Source organism: Pontibacter sp. CAU 1760 (assembly GCF_054482735.1).
Genome location: NZ_JBTLRL010000012.1, coordinates 73,694 through 93,396, shown reverse-complemented (window position 1 = coordinate 93,396; position 19,703 = coordinate 73,694). Strand labels below are relative to the sequence as shown.

Sequence of the window (19,703 nt, the reverse complement as noted above, 5' to 3'; positions counted from 1 at the left end):
GGGGCGTTCTAGACTGTTATACAGCAACTTACGGCAGCATCATATCAACAGGCAGCGTCGTAACCCGCTCCGGCACGGTGCCATCTGGCAACTGCCAGGGCCGCTGCTGCTCAAAAGGCATCCGGAATAGGTGCATGACGGTTTGTTCTTTGGGATCGCGGTAAGATGGCACGCCAACGGTTATTTCCTGCTGGGGCACATTCAGGCGCAGGGAGCGATGCAGGCGATCCCACCACGAGAAGATAACAGCGTAATTGCTATTTGTCTCGCGGGCTACAATGGAGTGATGGATACCATGCATGCGAGGTGTAACCAGGATACGGCACAGGCGCCGCTCTACCTTAAAAGGGAGCCGTGTATTGGAATGGTGGAAAGCCGTGCAGCCCTCAAAGATCACTTCATAAAAAAGGACCAGCGATGCAGGCGCCCCAATTAAGGCTACTACAGCGCTACGGTAGGGTACTGAGGCGATGTTTTCGCCAATGTGAAAGCGCCAGGCGGTGGAAAGATCCAAGTCCAGATCGATGTGGTGCACATTGTGAAAGCGCCATAGCAAATCGGATTTATGCAGCAACACATGCCATAGGTAATTAGCGTAGTCCAGCAGCAGAAAGCTGGCTGCATACCGTGCCCACTTCGGAAGCCCGAGCCAGTGCGTGATGCCAAACCGATGCTGGCTGGCCCTTTTAGCGGCGGCGTAAGACACCGGCACCAACAACAGCCGTAGGGCAGGCAAGGCCGCCGCCGCAACCCCTCCATTCTCGATCAGGCGTTCTACTTTAGGCCGGGTGCGCTTTCGGAGTTGCCGCTTTGCCTCGATGACAAACAAAGCAGAGGCCAGTACACCCAACAGGGGCATACCCACCAAATCGAATTTTGGGAAGATGATTTTCATACCCCTTAGCTACCATATGCGCGGCTATTTGGTTTCGGTTTGCCAGGGCTGCTTCAACCTTTCTATGCGCAATCGACAGGCTTACAGACAACAGACTTGAACCATCTACCAAATTAAATCCAGTACGTATATAAACAACTAACTATCACACCCTTACCCCTACACAGTACGCTACACGCACCTTTTTATTTTTTTCCATCGCAGAAGCAACCTTCTTTCATTTGGTGCCATCTTTTAAATCGTAACAGTTAACAATTCAACAACTTAAATTTTACGGCCATGAAAATCATAATCCTTTTATTCGCATTTAGCTTTGGCATTGGGGCCAGCGTGAAGAAATCTGCTGATGACCTGAAAGAGATTGCTGAAAGAAACGAGATGAAGAGTTTGCAGGTATACCCGAACCTTCTGCCAGAGGTAGAAATTGTAGCGGGGCAAATTTAAGTTTCACGGTACTTAGCCAAGCTTTATACCCAAGTCAGTCATACTTTCAGCACACCACCCCACTCATACGCCCTCAGGCACAACGCTTGAGGGTGTTTGTTTTTTTTAGATGTTTTTACTGGAGAAGCTATATATTAAATAAATAATATGTTTCATTTGACACCATTTTAAGCAAAAATAAAATTATCAAATATCTAATAAACAATGCGTTAAAATAAAACATATGTTTTTATAGCGCCTAAACGCATGTTACATTTTATTTTTAAATGACCTTTTTTGGCAACAGGCACTTTTATAGATTTGCCTTTGCTTTTGGATAGTAAAGTGTTTTTAATTAAACCGTTATCTTTTTCAATTGCTGGAAACGCAAAAATTACTGCTACATAGCGGCAACTTCAGATAAAGACAAAGAAGAGCAACACCCTAAATAAAAACCAACTAAAACCTGTTTTGCGGCAGTTCACCTGTCTATAAAGCTTAGCTGCTAAGGTCCCCGCCAAGGCAGCCTATGAAAACTAACTTAAGCCCATAGCCAAGCACTGCAGCCTAACACAAGCTCTTCTTTTAATTAAGCCCGGCCCCAACCGGGCTTATATTTTTTCTGGCCGTGTGGCCTTTAATCGTCCTGGTTCTTGAAGATGTCGAAGATGCCGGGCTTGTTATCACCTTTCTTTTTCTTGCTGTCATTCTGCTTACCGAAAGGCCACAGTCGTTTTTTCTCCTTCTTTTCCTTTATAAGCACATAGCGCACCGAGATGCCTGAGGAAAGCTGGATCCAGTCTTCGTGGTTAATATGGAAGGCCGGTTTAACGTCGGCAGAGAGCAGAAAAGGGAGCCCGTTTACCTTATACTCTACCCCAAGTATCACATCGCCACCGGTAAAAGCCCCACTATCCTTCAGGTTACCGATGTGCGCACCTGCGCCCAGGTAATAATTGAAGCGCTTGCCTAACAGCGGGAAGTGCCATTCGTACAGCCCCGTTAAGCTGTAGTCCCGCGACCCGACCGTGGCAATGCCTTCTATGGTGCCCTGTTCGTGCAGTTTCTGCTGCACGGTTACGCCAAAGCGGTCGCTCTCTATTCGGACACCGGCGGCGGTTCTGTATTTCTGGGCCATACCGGCCATGCACACGCCGCAAAGCAGCGCAATTGTAAATAGTACTTTCTTGATCATATCGAAGGGTGATGTTCCTGACTACACCAAGCTTATGCCAGCCTTTATCTATACAAACTGTATATAAAGTAGCAGGCCGGAGCAGGATGAATTTTATTGTATTTTAAATTTCACTTACTTTATTTTAACCTGAATTTCAATACCTTAACCTAACTCTCTCACAACTCTAAAAATATAACTATGCAAAAGAACACTGTTTGGGCGATGGCCGTTTTGGTCTTCGCCACGCTCCTGTCCGGGTGCCAGCACAAGCCCGCCGCCGACAACCTCACAACAGAGCCGGTAGCTGCCACTTACACCATCGAGCAATTTCTGAACACGACCGCTATCGGAGGAAACGGGTTCTCGCCGGATAATTCAAAGATACTGTATTCCAGTAACCAAACAGGCATATACAATGCTTTTGAGGTGCCGGTTTCCGGGGGCGAGCCACACCAACTCACCAACTCAACGGACAACTCGGTGTTTATCATATCTTATTTCCCGAAAGATGAGCGTGTTTTGTATTCCAGTGATAAAGGGGGCGATGAAATCACGCACCTTTTCGTGCGCCAACCCGACGGCACCACCAAAGACCTGACGCCGGAGCAGGGTGCCAAAGCCATGTTTGTAGACTGGAGCCACGACCAGAACAGCTTCTTCTTTATCTCGAACAAGCGCGACCCGAAATACTTCGACCTGTATGAAATGGACCTGCAAACACTAGCGCCCAAGCTGGTCATGAAAAACGAGCAGGGCCTGAACGTGGCAGCCATCTCCAGAGACAAGAAACACATTGGCTTGTCGAAGTCCATTAACACCAACAGCAGCGACTTGTACCTGTACAACACGCAGACCAAACAGCTGAAGAAACTCACCAACCATACTCAGGACATTAGTTATTCCCCGCAAACCTTTACCCCTGACAACAAACACCTTTACTTCCTGACGGATGAAGGGGCTGAGTTTAAGCAGCTCAAAAGCTATGACCTGGCAAGTGCTAACATAGTGGATGTGGAAAGAGCCGACTGGGACATCATGTATACCACGTTCTCCCCCAAAGGCAAATACCGGATATCAGCCATTAACAACGACGCCCGCACCGAGGTGAAGTTATTTGACGCCGCTACCGGAAAGGAGGTTCAACTGCCCCAGTTACCTTCCGGCGACATAACGAATGTGGTATTCTCGAACGATGAGCAAAAAATGAGCTTCTACTTGAACAGCCTGAAATCGTCCCGAAACCTCTTTGTGCACGACTTTGGCAGCGGCAAAACGACCCAGCTTACTCATACCATGAACCCGGAGATCAACCCGAACGATATGGTGGATATGGAGGTCGTCCGGTACAAGTCGTTTGACGGCATGGAGATACCCGCCCTGCTGATGAAACCGAAGACGGCCACCACAGAGAACAAGGTGCCTGCCCTGCTTTGGATTCACGGTGGCCCGGGTGGGCAAACAAGGCGCAACTACAGCGCACTCATGCAGTACCTCGTGAACCACGGCTACGCCATCCTTGCCGTGAACAACCGCGGCAGTTCGGGCTATGGCAAAACCTTCTTCGCCGCCGACGACCTGAAGCACGGCGACGCCGACTTGAAAGATGTGATAAAGGCAAAGGGCTTTTTGGCTGGCACAGGCTACATTCAGCAGGATAAGATCGGGATTATAGGCGGCAGCTATGGCGGCTATATGGTATTGGCCGGCCTGGCCTTTGCCCCGGAGGAGTTTGCCGTTGGCGTGGATATTTTTGGCGTTTCCAACTGGCTACGCACACTGCGCAGCATCCCGTCTTATTGGGAGGCTATGAGAGAGGGCCTGTACAAGGAATTGGGCAACCCCGAAACAGACTCGCTAGCGCTATACAACAAGTCGCCGCTCTTTTTTGCCAACCAGATTAATAAGCCGCTCATGGTGCTGCAGGGCGCCAACGACCCGCGTGTGCTAAAGGTAGAGTCGGATGAAATTGTGGCTGCCGTGAAGAATAACAATGTACCCGTGGAGTATGTGGTGTTTGAGGATGAGGGCCACGGTTTTGTAAAGAAGGAGAATGAGCTGAAAGGCTACGGTGCCATCCTCTCCTTCCTGGATACGCACCTGAAAGCCGGGAATAACAAGCCTGTAGGAGCAAGCAGTAAGTAAAGGCTAGGTATACTGCCCGCACTTACTGTATAGGGTATACTGGCAGGAATAATATTCAAGCCAGCAGGAGGTATAAAAAAGAGGAGTATTATTCGCCTTTATACCCCCTGCTGGCTTTTTTCTCGGACTGCTTTTTCTTACCCTCCAGTCTACGGCGCTTGCTGGCGCGGGTGGGCCTGGTGGCGGTACGCTTTTTTTGCCTGGTGAGCGCCCCTCGTAGCAGCGCATAAAAGCGCTCGATGCTGATTTCCTTGTTCTTGAGCTGGCTGCGCTCGGTCTGGCTCACCAGCTGCAAAAATCCCTCATTATTGATGCGATTGCCCAGCTTTTCTTCTACCAGTGCCTTCTCCTCCTCTGTTAGCAAGGCTGAGCTTTGCACATGAAACCGTAGCTCCACTTTAGTGTTTACCTTGTTCACGTTCTGGCCGCCAGCCCCGCCACTCCGCGACATCTGGAACTGCAACTCCTGCTCAAACCCCCTGTCCTCTAATTTTGCCATCCTGAATTATTTTTCGAGTTATAAATTTGCGAAAAATTTCCTCTGCCATGCGTCTTTTAGATTTTTAAAAAGTCTTTGGGAGGATCTGATAAGAAAACATATACTAGAACTCATGAAAAAAGCATTACCAATTCTACTCTTTCTGCTTTTACCACTCGGGCTGCTGGCCCAAGCCAAAAGCTTTTACTTTACCACCTCCGACAGCGTGCAGCTATACGTGCGCGTGGCCGGCGAAGGCAAGCCCTGCCTGTTTGTGCATGGTGGCCCCGGTTCCTGGACGAAGTATTTCTATGCCCTCGGAGGCGATGTGGTGGAGCAGGACATGCAAATGATTTATGTAGACCAGCGCGGTTGCGGCCGTTCCTCTAGCCCTCAAAACAACGACTACTCCCTTAACCGCATGCTGCAGGATTTTGAGGAATTGCGCCAACACCTGGCCTATGAAAAATGGCTACTGATGCCCCACTCGTTTGGTGGCACCATTGCCACAGAATACGCCTATGTATACCCCCAACAGGTACAGGGCTTGATTTACGTGAACAGCACCCTGGACTTGAATAAGAGTTTGGAGAGCTACGTGCAGGAGGGCTCCCGTTTCCTGAACATACCTGCCTCCGAGTTACGGCAGCCAGGCGCACCCATTGGCCAGGCCCTTAACAAAGTAGTGCAAAAGCTGAATGAGCAAGGCCTAATGTATAAAATGATGTATCCTGACAAAAGCATGTTTGATGCCATGAACACGGTGATGGACACAACCCTGAACTGGGGGTTTGGGGCTAACGTCTGGAACCACCGGGAGTATGAGCAGGACTTCACCCTCAAAACGGCCAGCATCAAAGCGCCGGTATTGGTCTTTGCCGGTAAGCACGACTACTCCGTTGGCCCGAAGCATTACAAACTGTTTAAGTTTCCGAACGCCACGTACCGCCGCATGGACACAGGCCACTGCCCTTACCAGGAGCAGCCCGAGCAGTTCCGGAAGCATGTCCGAAGCTTCGTGGCTACATTAGAGTAACTTAGCTCTGAGCCGCCGCGCCACCCTGCGGCGGCTTAACCCTGCCTGCGTGGCTGCGTTAGAAAACAAAAACGATAGACAAATGAAATGGTCGCTGAAGCTGGGCAGGGTAGCCGGCATTAAAATATTGGTTCACTGGAGCTTTGTATTACTACTGGCCTGGGTAGCCATCACCGAAGCACAACGCGGCAACAGCACCGGAACCATCCTGCTGTCCATTGGTTTTGTGCTGGCCGTGTTTGTGTGCGTAGTACTGCACGAGCTGGGGCACGCCCTCACCGCCCAGCGCTATGGCATCGATACTAAAATGATTACCCTGCTGCCCATTGGTGGGGTGGCCAGTCTCGAGAAGCTGCCCGAAGACCCGAAGCAGGAGTTATACATTGCCGTTGCCGGACCCGCTGTAAACGTTGTGATCGCGTTTATACTGTGGCTGGTGCTGCCCGGCCTGCAAGCCATACCCGACGAGACCTTCTTTGCCCATATCTCCCCCAACAACTTTCTATACCTGCTCATGGCAGTGAATATTATGCTGGTGGTGTTTAATGCCATACCTGCTTTCCCGATGGATGGGGGCCGGGTATTGCGGGCGTTGCTGGCTTTTAAGCTGGGCAGAGTGCGGGCTACCCAGATTGCCTCTAACCTGGGGCAGATTTTAGCGATAGGCTTTGTGTTTATCGGCCTGTTTTATAACCCCTTTCTTATCCTGATTGGGGCGTTCGTGTTTTTCGGGGCCTATTCCGAGAATCTCATTGTGCAGCACCTCGATTTTCTGCGCGGGCACAGTGTGCGAGAGGGTATGATGACGAATTACGTCTCCCTGTCTCCCACCGAGACCGTACGGGATGCGCTCAACAAGCTGCTGCAGGGCTCGGAGCATGAGTTTGTAGTGGAGGAAAATGGCCAGGTGGTGGGTACGCTTACGCGGGCGCAACTGATCCAGGCGGTGAAAGAGGAACTGATGCAAACGACCGTATCCAAAATCATGGACACAGAGGTGCGGACCTTCAACGTGCAGGATAAACTCTCCGAAGCCTATACCGAGCTGCAGAAAACCAAAGTGCCGCTCTACCCTGTCCTTGAAAACGGGCGCTTGGCCGGGGTAATCAACACCGACAATATCAATGAGTTTATCATGATCAAATCTGCGCTGACGCAATAAACCCGCCTGCTGCACAGCGTTTACAATACCCTGTCTTCTTTGTAAGCACTGCAAGTGCCAATCCCTGTATGGTAGTAACTGCAAATCATCATACGAAAATAATCGTACTTTTATTTCTACTTACGAAACAATTCGTATATATTGCTGGTATACCCAGAGAAACAACCTCATCCCCACGATTATGGCTACAGAACAACCTCAAAAACCCACAGAGTCTGAATTAGAGATCCTGCAGATACTCTGGCAGCAAGGCCCCAGTACGGTACGGCTGGTACACGAAGAGCTGGCCAAGACTAAAGACGTGGGCTATACCACTACCCTGAAGCTGATGCAGATCATGTCGGAAAAGGGTATGCTGGATGCCGACAAAAGCAGCCGTTCACACATTTACCGCCCCTTGTTAGAAGAGGAGCATACCCAACGCCAACTGTTAAACCGTTTTGTGCAGGCCGCCTTCCGGGGGTCGGCTAGCAAACTGGTGATGCAGGCGCTTGGCAACAGCGCCTCGTCTAAAGAAGAGCTGGATGAAATACGAAATTTATTAGATAAACTGGAAGGAGGCACAAAATGACCCTGATCACAGAATTACTCCCCGCAAACCTCACGCAAGCCCTCGGCTGGACGTTGCTGCACTCGCTTTGGCAAGGCGCACTGGTAGCGCTGCTGCTAAGCCTGACATTGGTAGCGCTGCGCCGCGCTAGTGCCCAGTCGCGTTACCGGGCAGCAGGGGCCGCCTTGCTGGCACAGTTGCTGCTGGCTGCCGGCACTTTCACCTATTACCTTGGCACGGCAAACGTAGCTTCACAGGCTGTGTTGTCCGTTGCTGAACTGCCTTCCGCCGCTGCCCATACCCAAAACTGGCAACAAGCTATAGTCAGCCAGGCTAGTTGGCTAGCCCCGCTTGAGGCGGCGCAGGCCTACGTAGAGCAGCACCTGCCGCTGCTGGTGGCCTGCTGGCTGCTGGGCATGCTGCTGATGGCCATCCGGCTGACCGGCGGGTTTGCCTATGCCCAACGCCTGCGGCACGAAAAGGCTGTTCCGCTAGGTGACCACTGGCAACAAAAGCTGGCGAAATTGGCCCAAGGCATGGGCTTGCAGACAACTGTTCGGCTAATGGAGTCGGCACTGGTGCAGGTGCCCATGGCCATTGGCATCGCGAAGCCTGTTATTCTGCTTCCCATCGGTGCTGTTACGGGCCTTCGGCCAGAGCAGGTAGAGGCGGTGCTGGCCCATGAACTGGCCCATATCCTGCGCAAGGATTACTTAGTGAACTTGCTGCAAACTGCTATCGACACGCTGTTCTTCTATCACCCGGCCATGTGGTGGGTATCGGGGGTGATGCGGGCTGAGCGCGAGAACTGCTGCGATGACATGGCCATTGCCCTTTGCGGCGACACGCTGACCTATGCCCGTACCCTGGCCCAACTCGCGGAGATGCGCCTGCCGGCTGCTCCGTCTTTAGTGGTTGCCTTTCCGGGAAAGCAGGGAACGTTACTGAACCGCATCAAGCGCCTGGTGGGAGCACCTGCACAGAAGACAACGGCAGGCGAGGGTATCGCCGCCGCGATCGTGCTGGTGATAGGGTTCCTGGCACTGTCGTTTGGCGCGGTGGCCGCGCTTAAACCCCAACTGCAGCAAGACACGGCACAGGCTATACATCAAAACATTACTTCTCCATTGCCCGCCTCCGTGGCCTATACCGCCCAGGACTCACTGGGAAACCCCCACGATGTGGTGATCATCCAGAATAAAAAGGGCAAACTGAAGGAGCTGTATGTGGATGGCAAGCGCATTCCTAAAAAGCATCAGGAGGCGTACGAAGACCTGGTCCGGCAGCGCCTGCAAGCTGTGGAGAACGCTTCCCGTGCATCCAAGAAAGAAGTGGTTATCCTGATGGATAGAGCCCGGGACGAAGCCGCTTCTTCACGCCAGCACAGTGGAAGGGAGGAGGTATACCATTATGAGATCGAAATAGCTGATGGCGATAGCCTGCTTTTGCCTCCGCCCCCACCTCCGGCACCGCCTATGCCCCCTGCCCCTGGCATAGCGCCTCCCCTACCGCCCATGCCGCCCGCCTTGCAGCAGCAGATGGAGCGCTATGAGATAGAGATAAAAGCTTTTGAAGAAGGGATGCAGAAGCGCGAAAAGGAAATTCGCCGCCAGGAGACGCTACATGGAAAACAGCACCAGCAAGAAATGGCGGCACATGAAAAGCAAATGGCAGCGCACGCGAAAGAGACGGAGCGCCGCCACGAGGCGCAGTTTCAGCGGGTAAGAGCCGAAATGGTAAAAGACGGAATCATAAAGGAATCTGACAAGAACCTGCAAATACAATTCAAAAACGACGAATTTTATGTGAACGACAAGAAACAGTCGAAGGAAATGGCTGAGAAGTATAAGAAACTAATGCAGAAAGAGCCTCAATAAACTACCTGGCACGCTGGCATTGCTGCGTGAAAGCCAGTTTAAATTTTACCATACCTATAGGAGCCCGCCAACTAGAAATTTGGCGGGCTTTTTATAATTTACACCTATCTTCGGTTTTTGACACGCACAGAAAACTATATATCCCTGACAGGGTTAATATCCGTAAGAATAGAACGTTCAATTTTTCGTTATATAACCAAACATATCATTTATACCCGCTTTTGATCAATCGCCGCCTCTATGAATAAACTCTACACCCCTTGCGTAGCCGGGCTACGCTTGCCATTTCTGCTCTTGCTTTTTGCATTACTAGTTGCTGCACCTCGTGCCTTTGCTGAAGCCCCCCCCCACATGACCCCTCTCTCGTTGGCGGAGCGTGTGCAGGCTGCTGGCATTGTGGTAGAGGGCAAGGTCATCTCGCAGCAGTCTTTCTGGGACGCCCGCCACGAAAACATTTACACCTCTAACATCATTGAGGTGTATAAATCCTTTAAGGGAGGCACAGAAACCCAAAAGCTGGAGCTAATTACGGAAGGCGGCGCCATCGGCATGAAAAAGCACGTATTCTCGACGGCGTTGCAGTTGCGGCCCGGGCAGCAGGGCATGTTCTTTTTGGCAAAGCAGCAGGGGCTGCAGCGCACGCCCGGCAACCAGTATACCAGCACCATGGCCTATGGCAGCCAGCAGGGCTTTGTGCGGTATCACCTCCCCGAGGGAAAAGCCATTGGCGTGTTTGACCGCTATGAGCGCACACAGGACCTTTACCAGCGCATCACCGAACAAACCGGGCAGCAGTTCCGGACGCTGCGCAGCAACCCGGAGTTAACCGAGAAAATATCCGCCACCCAGCGGGCGCAAGCCGATGTGCAGGCCCCCGTGATCACCTCTTTTTCCCCGACTGTGGCCAGTGCCGGCACAGGCGTAGTGCTTACTATCAACGGCCTCGGATTCGGCAACACCCGTGGCAATGGCGCTGTGGAGTTCCGCAATGCTGATGATGGCGGCCAGACCTTTGTGCGGCCACTGCGCTCCGAGTACATCTCATGGACAGACCGGAAAATCGAGCTGTTTATACCCTCTACTTCCGAGGACGGCGGCACACCCGGCTCGGGCGTTATCAAGGTGGTTAATAACAGCAACGAGGTCTTTACCAGCCTCACGCCCATCACCATTGAGTTTGCGTACTCCAACATTGGGTTCGACAACAAGCCTTTTCGGCCTATACTAACCAACCGCGACGGAGCAGGCGGTTATACTATACAGTTTGCCCCAAGCATGCAGAACAAGCAGCCTGCGCAGGAAGGCTTCCGGCGCGCCATGAACACCTGGATTTGCGTATCGGGCGTGAACTGGCAAATGGGCAAGCCTACCACCATTGAGGCCGCCGCAGAAGACGGTGTGAACGTGATCCGGTTTGCGCCTGCCTCCACTACCGGGCAGGGCGTGCTGGCCCGTACCATCAGCCGGTACGAGGGCTGCAGCAACGGCCAGGACACGTTGTTTTGGGTAACTGAGTTCGACATGGAGATCAATAGCAACATCTCGTGGCAGTATGGCCCTGCGCCGCCCGTTACCCGGCAGTTCGACTTTGAGACCGTAATGCTTCACGAGTTAGGCCATGCCCACCAGCTGAGCCACGTTATCCTGTCAAGGGCCGTGATGCATTATGCCATTGAGTTTGAGATTCTGGTGCGCGACCTGAGCTCAGCCGACATTCAGGGCGGCAACGTGGTGATCGCCAACAGCACCGGGGCAAACATCTGCCAGGAACCGCCTATGGTCGTCAGTGAAGAGGGCCAATGCAACCTCTCGCCGGAAATATATACCCTCAAAGCCATTTACCAGGGGCTGAATGCCGTGGTAGTGGACTGGACAACCCAGCGGGAAAGCAGCGTGGCCGAGTTTGTGGTGCAGCGCAGTGCAAATGGCACCGACTGGGAGGATGTTGGCCGGGTACCTTCCAAAGGGGCAAGCAGCGGTTTTCAGGACTATACCTTTGTGGATAATGCCCCCATCCCGGACATTGCCTATTACCGCCTCCGTGTGGTGTACAACAACAACTCAAACAGCTTCTCGCCAAGGGTGCGCGTTATCAACCCGGCCTCCTTGCGGGCGCTTAGAGTATACCCTAACCCGATAAACGACGAGGATGATAAGGTGCAGCTGCTCTACCTGGTAGAAGCCACCACCACCCTCGAAGCCCAACTTTACGATGCTGCCGGCAGGCTAATCAAGGACTATAAGTTTACGTTCCGAGACATTAACCTGCCTTTGTCGCTGGATGTGAGTGAGCTTGCCGCAGGGATGTATATCCTGAAGTGGCAGGAAAGAAGCAAAAGTGGCCAGGTGAAGATCCTGAAGCGCTAAGGAGAACTTTAGGATTGGCAGAGGCAGGGTTGCAGCAAGCGGCCCTGCCTCTGCCACGTATGGGAGTATGGGCAACGTATGGCACCCAACCCTTAAACTTCGGCCATAAGCAATTAACCTGTACCTTTGCGGCAGTATAAATTGAACACGTTTCTGTAAACTATTGATACTATGATCAGAAGACCAAGACGCAACCGCCAGACAGGGGCCATCCGGGACATGGTACAGGAAACCACGCTCGGGCTTCAGGACCTGATATTCCCGCTTTTCCTGATAGAAGGCGAGCAACAGAAGGTAGAAATATCTTCGATGCCCGGCATCTACCGTTACTCCCTCGACATGCTGCTGGAGGAAATCCGCGCCTGTGTGGCCCTCGGTATCCGGGTATTCGCCCCTTTCCCGAGCATCCGCGAAGAAATAAAAGACAAGTACGCCAAGGAGAGCTATAACCCGGACGGTTTATACCCCCGCGCAATCCGTGCGATAAAAAAGCAGTTTCCGGAAGTGGCCCTCGTAACCGATGTGGCCATGGACCCCTACAGCTCCGACGGGCACGACGGCATTGTGGAGAATGGTGAGATACTGAACGACGAAACCCTGGAAGTGCTGGGCAAGATGGCCCTGACGCAGGCGCAGGCCGGGGCAGACATTGTAGCCCCCTCCGACATGATGGATGGCCGTATTGGGTACATCCGAAAGGTGCTGGATGAGAATGGCTTCCAGAAGGTGGCGATTATGGCGTATACCGCTAAATACGCAAGCTCTTTTTACGGCCCGTTCCGCGACGCACTGGGCTCGGCTCCAAAGGCCGGCGACAAAAAGACCTACCAGATGAATTACGCTAACAGCCGAGAGGCGCTGATTGAGGCTGAACTGGACACTGCCGAGGGAGCCGATTACCTGATGGTGAAGCCCGCCCTCTCCTACCTCGACGTTATTAAACTGCTGCGCGACAACTCTCACCTGCCCATCGCGGCCTACAACATCAGTGGGGAATATGCCATGGTAAAGGCCGCCGCGCAAAACGGCTGGATAGACGGTGAGAAGGCTATGCTGGAGATCCTGACCAGCATCAAGCGGGCTGGTGCCGACATCATCCTGACTTATTTCGCGAAGCAATACGCGGAGTATTTGCAGAAGTAATTATCTGACAAGCGTTTTTTAAGAGCACATCAGCCGCTACTGATGTGCTCTTCTTGTTTTGAACGACGGTGCTGAACAAGACATATTGAATCGCCAATATATAGTATATTCGGTAGTCCGGTTATCTGTTGATTTTGACAGAAAACCGTATGTTTACGCTTCCCCATTAGTTAGCTTTAATTTCATGAAGTCAATGCAAAAGAATAACAAAGCTTCACAATCTTTTATGAACGCTGCTGTCGAATTCGAAAGCATCGAGAGGATTTTACTTTACTTCAAAGTTAGTGACAACTTGATAAATGAAGACTTGCTTAAGTCTATCGCGAAACTGAAATTATTTAATACCAAACTTGAGGCACCTTATGAACTTGACCCTAAACTAGAGAAAGAATTCTTGGAAATAAATTATTATGAAAATACTTTAGCTACAATGATGTACGTCAAAACCGTTGACAACTTTGAAAATTATTTTAAAGAGATTTTATCTGAAATCGTCATTAGTGAACCTCGAGTACTTAAATCTAAAGAAACAGAACAACTTGACTTCATTTTATCATTTGATGACTATCAAAGTTTAATTAATGCAATTGCTGAAAAAAAGGTGGAGGCATTATTCTACCAAGGGATTGAGGGTATTCAAAAGTTTTTCAAGGAAAGAATCGGTGTAGAAATATTTGAAGAGAAATCAAACCAAATAAACCTTATCATTAAACAAAGAAACTTAGCAGTTCACAACAGAAGCAGAATTTCTAAAGACTTTATTAAACAGTTTCCTAAAGAGGAATTCATAGAGAACATGCGCCTAAACTTTAACTTTGACTATGTAGGTAAAGTTATTCCAGCCTTGTATAAGATAATTAATGAACTTGACTATAGGTTTAGCGAGAAATACAATCTAAAACAAATTGAGTATTAAAAACAAAGTTAACCCTGCACAGGCTCTATAAGCGACTACGCCTCGTCCATAGCCTGTACCAGTACAGTTAAATACCCTATAAACTCAATAAATGCATTATCAATTTAGAAAAGCTATCGCTTCAGAAATCCCTCAGATTTGGGGCATCTTGCAGCAGGCAATCGAACGCAGGAAAAAGGACGGCAGTAGCCAATGGCAAAATGGGTATCCGAACCCGGATGTAATTAAGGCTGACATTGAAAAAGGCGTAGGCTTTGTTTTGACGGATGGCGAAACGATTGTAGGGTATAGCGCCTTGCTGCTGAACGACGAGCCTGCCTATGATGCTATCGAAGGAGCGTGGCTGACGAACGGCGACTTTGTGGTGGTACACCGGGTAGCTGTTTCTGAAAAGCATTTAGGCAAGGGCTTAGCCCAAAAAATGCTGGCATTTATAGAGGAGTTTGCCCTGCAAAACAACGTGTACAGCATCAAAGCAGACACCAATTACGACAACCTGGCCATGTTAAAGGTTTTTGAGAAACAAGGGTATGCGTATTGCGGGAAAGTGTTTTTTTGGGGTAGCCCCCGGATGGCATTCGAAAAACAACTGCCCACACCTGCCTAAGCCAGACATTCGAAAAGCGGGGTATGGTACAAAGCTATACCTGCCTACCTGCTTGACCGCACACATTTTCTGAGAGCACACCAGCCAAGGCCGTTGTGCTCTTTTTGATTTACTTTCGTATGATGATTGTCATAATCTGTAAAGCCCGTCCTGATTACGAGAACAGCTTTTGCTAAAACATAAAGCATACACCTGAATCACCATGAAGAAACATCTCCATTATTTGCTGCTCATCGCCCTGCTTTTTACAGGGTGCTCCAAAGATGAAGAATCGGCCGCTCCTACCCTGAGTGAGCATGACCGAAACGTGATCAGCTATTTCAAGGAGATTGCACTCGGATTTGAGTTTGGTAATGCCAGTGCAGTAACCCGCAAGTGGAACCAGAACATGAAGGTATACGTGGGAGGCCGCCCTACTCAGGAAATGCTGACAGAGCTGGAGCGGGTTAAAAACGAGATCAACGGGTTGGCAACCGATGGCTTTAGGATGGAGGTGGTACAGGACTCAAGCCAATCCAACTTTTACATTTTTCTGGGCACCGGACAACAGTATGCCGCAATCTATCCTTCAGCGGCCGGCCATGTAAGCTCCAACTGGGGTTTGTTCAGCATCTTCTACACCCAGGCCAACCACCTGGTAAGAGGGCATATGTATGTTGACATTGCACGCGCCAACCCTACCGAGCAGAAACACCTCCTGCGGGAAGAGCTCACCCAGGCCCTGGGGCTTGCCAAAGACTCCCCCCGTTACCCGGATAGTATTTTCCAGATGAAATGGACGACCACTACCTCCTTTGCTCCTATTGATAAAGACCTGATCCGGCTGCTGTACCACCCCGACATGCAAGTGGGCCTTGCCGAACAGGAAGTGGAAACCGTGCTGACGGACATCCTGCTAAGTGAAAAGTAATTCCAGCAATCTTTTGTTACGCTTTATTCCGTACGTTAAGTCCGGCTCGCCAGCCGGTATGGTTCCCTCCTGGAAATCATGGCTCCGCGCGTGATATTCTGGGCCTGTAATGGAACGACTTTGCCATTCACACACTTTTATAGTAACTTGAAAAGAGTACCATACTACCCAAATTCCTTTTTATGAGAAGTTTTAGCCTTTGGCTCTTGGCCTTGTGGCTGATCTCCGCCGCCCCAGCACTTGCGCAGCGCAGTATCACCCCTCTTCGTGCTAACACGCAGGTGCTGCAGCAGATAGCCGTTTCTGCGGAGAAAGACTATAAGGCGAACCGCGCCAAAGCATTGGCGCTCGCCAAGCAATATGGCTGGGTAATCGAGCAGACCATGGAAGACGGCACTTTTATCTCGCTTCAGGGCGTGGATGTGAAGGGCTTGCCCATCTACTACATCACGTATAACAATACCCGCGCAGCTGCCACCACCAATACCGACCAGCTGTGGGCCGGCGGCTCGCTTGGTTTAAGCCTGAGCGGGGCCAGTGCCTCTGTGGCATCCAAGCTTGCGATGTGGGATGGCGGCAAAGTACGCCTCACACACCAGGAACTAAGAGGCCGGGTGCAGCAGGTGGACAATGCCAGTGAGTTGAATGACCACGCCACGCACGTGGCCGGCACCATGATTGGCAGCGGCGTGAACCCGCAGGCGAAAGGAATGGCCCATGGCGCCAATTTACAGGCATATGACTTTCAGGCCGACGAAGCTGAGATGGCAAAGGCCGCTCCTAACCTGTTAGTCTCAAATCACTCTTACGGCTCTATTGCCGGATGGCACTATAACGATACCCGCAAAGGCACAGACGAAGACCCTTACTGGGAATGGTGGGGCGATACCGAAATTAGCCCAACAGAGGATTACCGCTTTGGCTATTACGACAGCCAATCGGCCCGGTGGGATAAAATTGCTTACAATGCACCGTATTACCTGATCGTGAAGTCGGCGGGCAACAACCGTGGAGAGCGTGGCCCAGAGGTCGGCAAACCTTATTTTCAGCGGACCAGCAACGGCGAGTTTAAACTAGTGAAAGCACGGCCAGCCAACCTGAGCAGCAACGACAGCTACGATGCCATTTCTACGGCGGGCAATGCCAAGAACATCCTTTCTGTTGGGGCTATTGCGCCGCTGCTGGATGGATACACCCGAACCGAGGATGTGCGCGTTTCCTCGTTCAGTAGCTACGGCCCTACCGACGATGGCCGCATTAAACCGGATATTGTCGGGAATGGTGTTTCGGTGCTGTCCAGTTCTTCGGGCAGCGATCGCGATTACACCTCCCTGAGCGGCACTTCTATGGCGGCTCCCAACATTTCCGGGTCCCTGCTACTGTTGCAGGAACATTATGCCAACCTGAATAATGGTGCCGTGATGCGCGCAGCCACTTTAAAGGCGCTGGCTATACATACGGCAGATGAATCCGGCACCCTGCCGGGGCCGGACTATATTTATGGTTGGGGTGTGCTAAACGCCGCCACTGCGGCCAGAATGATCACCAATGCCGACGGCACTCATCTGATCCAGGAAAAATCGTTGACGCAGGGCCAGACGCAAACACTGGAAGTAAGAGCCTCCGGAGCCGGCCCGCTGCGGGTTACCATCTCGTGGACCGACCCTGAGGGTATTGTGGTACCGGTAGGAAGCAATGCGCTGAACAACCGGACACCGAGACTGGTAAACGACCTGGATGTGCGCGTGCGCGGAAACGGAGCCACGTACCTGCCCTGGATTCTGGACCCTTTAAAGCCTGAATCCGACGCTAAGCAGGGGGACAACGTACGCGACAACCTCGAACAGGTATTGGTCAGCAATGCCGTGCCGGGAGAAGTGTATACCATCACGGTGAACCATAAGAACTCCCTAACCAAAGGCCCGCAGGCCTATGCCCTGCTGGTAAGTGGTGTTGGCGGCAATACAGCCTGCACCAGTGCACCCACTTCTGACGCAGGCGCCAAGATAACCTCATTTGGCTTTGCCGATAAACCCGTAGCAGGGGCTGCTAACTGCACGACCTACCGCAACCTGACCAACACCGTCTTCCAAATAGAGCCCGACCAAACCAGCAAATTCTCCCTTGTGGCAGGGTCTTGCGGGGCAGACGCGCCTAAAATAGCAAAGGTGTTTGTGGATTGGAACGGGGATGCTGATTTCGACGATGCCGGTGAGGCAGTGGCTACTTCGGGAGTACTGCTGAATGGGGCGACTTTTACAGGCAGTGTGAAGGCACCCGCCACGGTGCCTGTGGGCCATGTGGTGCGGATGCGGGTCGTGTTGCAGGAAACCCAGGATGCCGCCGCAGTAAAGGCCTGTGGCAGCTATACCCGCGGCGAAACCCAGGATTACCTGCTACGGTTTGTGCAGCCTGCCAAAGACATCGCTATCACGGCAGTTTCGCCGGTGGGTATTTCACTCTGCGCCTCCTCTGACCAGAAAGTGGCTGTAACGATTCGTAACCTGGGCACGCAAACGCAGCGCGACATCCCGATTACGGTAAGTGTGCGGGAGAACGGGACAGAGATTGCCCAACTGCACGGGGTTTACGAACATACCCTGCAGGCATTTGGCAAAGGGGAGCTGCTATTGGCAGCTGGCTTTGCCACACAGGCAGGCAAAACCTATGAACTGGTTGCGCTGTCTGGGTTGGTAAACGATGCTATCCCAACAAACAACCGCCTGCAGCGAACCTTTACAGTGCAAGGCGACACAGCGCCTCCTGCCACCGCCTCTGCCACACGCTGCGGCAATTCGCCCGTTCTTACCCTTACACACCAGGAGCCCGCAGGCACTGTGTTCTGGTATAACTCGCCTACAAGTACCCAGCCGTTAGCAGCAGGCACAAAGCAGCAGGTGGCCGCAAGTCAGGTTAACGGCAAGCTCTACGCTGCCTTCAATGATTTTGAGGGCACAGTGGGCGCACCAGACAAAAACTTTGCTTCTGGCGGTGGCTATAATCAGTTTTCTCCGGATGTAACGGTCACAGCCAAAGCTCCGCTGGTACTTGAATCGGCCAGGCTATACATCGGGCATGGCGGACTGATTACGTTTACGGTTTACAATGAGAACGGCTCGCCTGTATCGTCCCGCACCCTGCAGGTTACTCCTACCCGTACCGTGCCGGCCACTGGCGCACAGCCAAACGACCCGGCCGACAAGGGCGCGATTTATTACCTGGGCCTGCAACTGCCTGAAGCCGGTAACTACAACATCGCTATTTCTTACGCGAATGACGCGACCATTTTCCGGAACAACGAGGGCGTGCAAGGCTATCCGTTTGAGATCCCCAATGTGTTCGCCATTACCGGGAATACCGCCACCACGAATACGCTGGGTTACTATTACTACTTCTATGACCTGAAAGTAAGCGGGCTGGGTTGCGAGAGTCCACGCGTGGAAGTACCGATCATTGCCGGTGAACCATTGCCTGTGCCCGTCATCACGCGGGAAGGGGAAAGGCTGGTATCCAGCATCCCGAATGGCGAGCACCAATGGTATTTGAATGGCAGCCCGATAGAAACCCCGATGGGCGGCACCTTTACCCCTACGTTTAGCGGCGAGTATACAGTAGCTGTTTCATACAATGGCTGCGTGTCCGAAACCTCGGCCCCACTGTTCTTTGACTTCGAATCGTCTAAAAACGCTGCTAGCGCCGACCTGCTCGTATTCCCGAACCCGAACGACAACGGCAGGTTCACGATGACGCTGGAAACGCAGGGCAAAGAGGATATTTACATCGAAGTGGTGGATCTGGTCGGAAAACGGCTTTACACCAATTCTAAAAAGCAGTTCAGCGGCCAGTACCGTATCCCCCTCGACCTGTCTAAGCACTCGTCAGGCATATACATCCTGAAGGTGCAGCACGGAGATAAAACCGAAACGCAACGATTGCTGATCAGGCGTTAAGCGTTGTAAGTATAAACACAGCAACGGCAGGCTCCCATTATAGAAGCCTGCCGTTGCTGTGTTTATACGG

15 protein-coding genes are annotated in these 19,703 nt (G+C 51.7%); 12 read left to right on the top strand and 3 right to left on the bottom strand.

Annotated features, from left to right (window positions below):
* Nucleotides 1-28: 28 nt before the first annotated feature.
* On the bottom strand, nucleotides 29-895 hold the full coding sequence (locus ACXYMU_RS16230; RefSeq protein WP_458987467.1) for a sterol desaturase family protein: 867 nt from the start codon (nucleotides 893-895) through the stop codon (nucleotides 29-31).
* Nucleotides 896-1,174: 279 nt separating this feature from the next.
* Between ACXYMU_RS16230 and ACXYMU_RS16225 the strand changes: the two genes are divergently transcribed.
* Nucleotides 1,175-1,339 (top strand): hypothetical protein, encoded by a 165-nt coding sequence (locus ACXYMU_RS16225; protein WP_458987466.1) that lies wholly within the window; start codon nucleotides 1,175-1,177, stop codon nucleotides 1,337-1,339.
* 616 nt (nucleotides 1,340-1,955) lie between these two features.
* Here the strand turns inward: ACXYMU_RS16225 and ACXYMU_RS16220 are convergent.
* Complete coding sequence (locus ACXYMU_RS16220; protein ID WP_458987465.1) at nucleotides 1,956-2,513, bottom strand: hypothetical protein; 558 nt, start codon at nucleotides 2,511-2,513, stop codon at nucleotides 1,956-1,958.
* 180 nt (nucleotides 2,514-2,693) lie between these two features.
* On the opposite strand from ACXYMU_RS16220, the gene ACXYMU_RS16215 reads away from it, so the two are divergent.
* Nucleotides 2,694-4,637, top strand: a complete 1,944-nt coding sequence (locus tag ACXYMU_RS16215) for a S9 family peptidase (RefSeq protein ID WP_458987464.1) — start codon at nucleotides 2,694-2,696, stop codon at nucleotides 4,635-4,637.
* An 88-nt stretch (nucleotides 4,638-4,725) separates the two neighbouring features.
* Here the strand turns inward: ACXYMU_RS16215 and arfB are convergent, their stop codons facing one another.
* Entirely contained in the window at nucleotides 4,726-5,136 is a 411-nt protein-coding gene (gene arfB, locus ACXYMU_RS16210) for an alternative ribosome rescue aminoacyl-tRNA hydrolase ArfB (RefSeq protein WP_458987463.1), read from the bottom strand.
* 112 nt (nucleotides 5,137-5,248) lie between these two features.
* On the opposite strand from arfB, the gene ACXYMU_RS16205 reads away from it, so the two are divergent.
* The 10 genes from ACXYMU_RS16205 to ACXYMU_RS16160 all read left to right on the top strand — a co-directional run bounded on the left by ACXYMU_RS16205 (nucleotide 5,249) and on the right by ACXYMU_RS16160 (nucleotide 19,633).
* Complete coding sequence (locus ACXYMU_RS16205) at nucleotides 5,249-6,151, top strand: alpha/beta fold hydrolase (RefSeq protein WP_458987462.1); 903 nt, start codon at nucleotides 5,249-5,251, stop codon at nucleotides 6,149-6,151.
* Between the two features lie 82 nt (nucleotides 6,152-6,233).
* Nucleotides 6,234-7,313, top strand: coding sequence for a site-2 protease family protein (locus ACXYMU_RS16200; protein ID WP_458987461.1), 1,080 nt, complete (start codon nucleotides 6,234-6,236; stop codon nucleotides 7,311-7,313).
* A gap of 181 nt (nucleotides 7,314-7,494) precedes the next feature.
* Nucleotides 7,495-7,884 carry a BlaI/MecI/CopY family transcriptional regulator gene (locus ACXYMU_RS16195; RefSeq protein ID WP_458987460.1) on the top strand — a complete coding sequence of 130 codons (390 nt, stop codon included), beginning with the start codon at nucleotides 7,495-7,497 and terminating at the stop codon, nucleotides 7,882-7,884.
* Entirely contained in the window at nucleotides 7,881-9,740 is a 1,860-nt protein-coding gene (locus ACXYMU_RS16190) for a M56 family metallopeptidase (protein ID WP_458987459.1), read from the top strand. The genes ACXYMU_RS16195 and ACXYMU_RS16190 overlap by 4 nt, the downstream gene beginning before the upstream one ends.
* 351 nt (nucleotides 9,741-10,091) lie before the next feature.
* On the top strand, nucleotides 10,092-12,107 hold the full coding sequence (locus ACXYMU_RS16185; protein WP_458987458.1) for a T9SS type A sorting domain-containing protein: 2,016 nt from the start codon (nucleotides 10,092-10,094) through the stop codon (nucleotides 12,105-12,107).
* 171 nt (nucleotides 12,108-12,278) lie between these two features.
* Nucleotides 12,279-13,250 carry a porphobilinogen synthase gene (hemB, locus tag ACXYMU_RS16180; RefSeq protein ID WP_458987457.1) on the top strand — a complete coding sequence of 324 codons (972 nt, stop codon included), beginning with the start codon at nucleotides 12,279-12,281 and terminating at the stop codon, nucleotides 13,248-13,250.
* Between the two features lie 193 nt (nucleotides 13,251-13,443).
* Nucleotides 13,444-14,166, top strand: coding sequence for a hypothetical protein (locus tag ACXYMU_RS16175; RefSeq protein WP_458987456.1), 723 nt, complete (start codon nucleotides 13,444-13,446; stop codon nucleotides 14,164-14,166).
* A 91-nt stretch (nucleotides 14,167-14,257) separates the two neighbouring features.
* Nucleotides 14,258-14,773: a GNAT family N-acetyltransferase gene (locus tag ACXYMU_RS16170; protein WP_458987455.1), complete on the top strand. Its 516-nt coding sequence runs from the start codon at nucleotides 14,258-14,260 to the stop codon at nucleotides 14,771-14,773.
* A gap of 202 nt (nucleotides 14,774-14,975) precedes the next feature.
* Complete coding sequence (locus ACXYMU_RS16165; RefSeq protein ID WP_458987454.1) at nucleotides 14,976-15,683, top strand: DUF2927 domain-containing protein; 708 nt, start codon at nucleotides 14,976-14,978, stop codon at nucleotides 15,681-15,683.
* A 182-nt stretch (nucleotides 15,684-15,865) separates the two neighbouring features.
* Nucleotides 15,866-19,633: a S8 family serine peptidase gene (locus ACXYMU_RS16160; RefSeq protein ID WP_458987453.1), complete on the top strand. Its 3,768-nt coding sequence runs from the start codon at nucleotides 15,866-15,868 to the stop codon at nucleotides 19,631-19,633.
* Nucleotides 19,634-19,703: the final 70 nt, after the last annotated feature.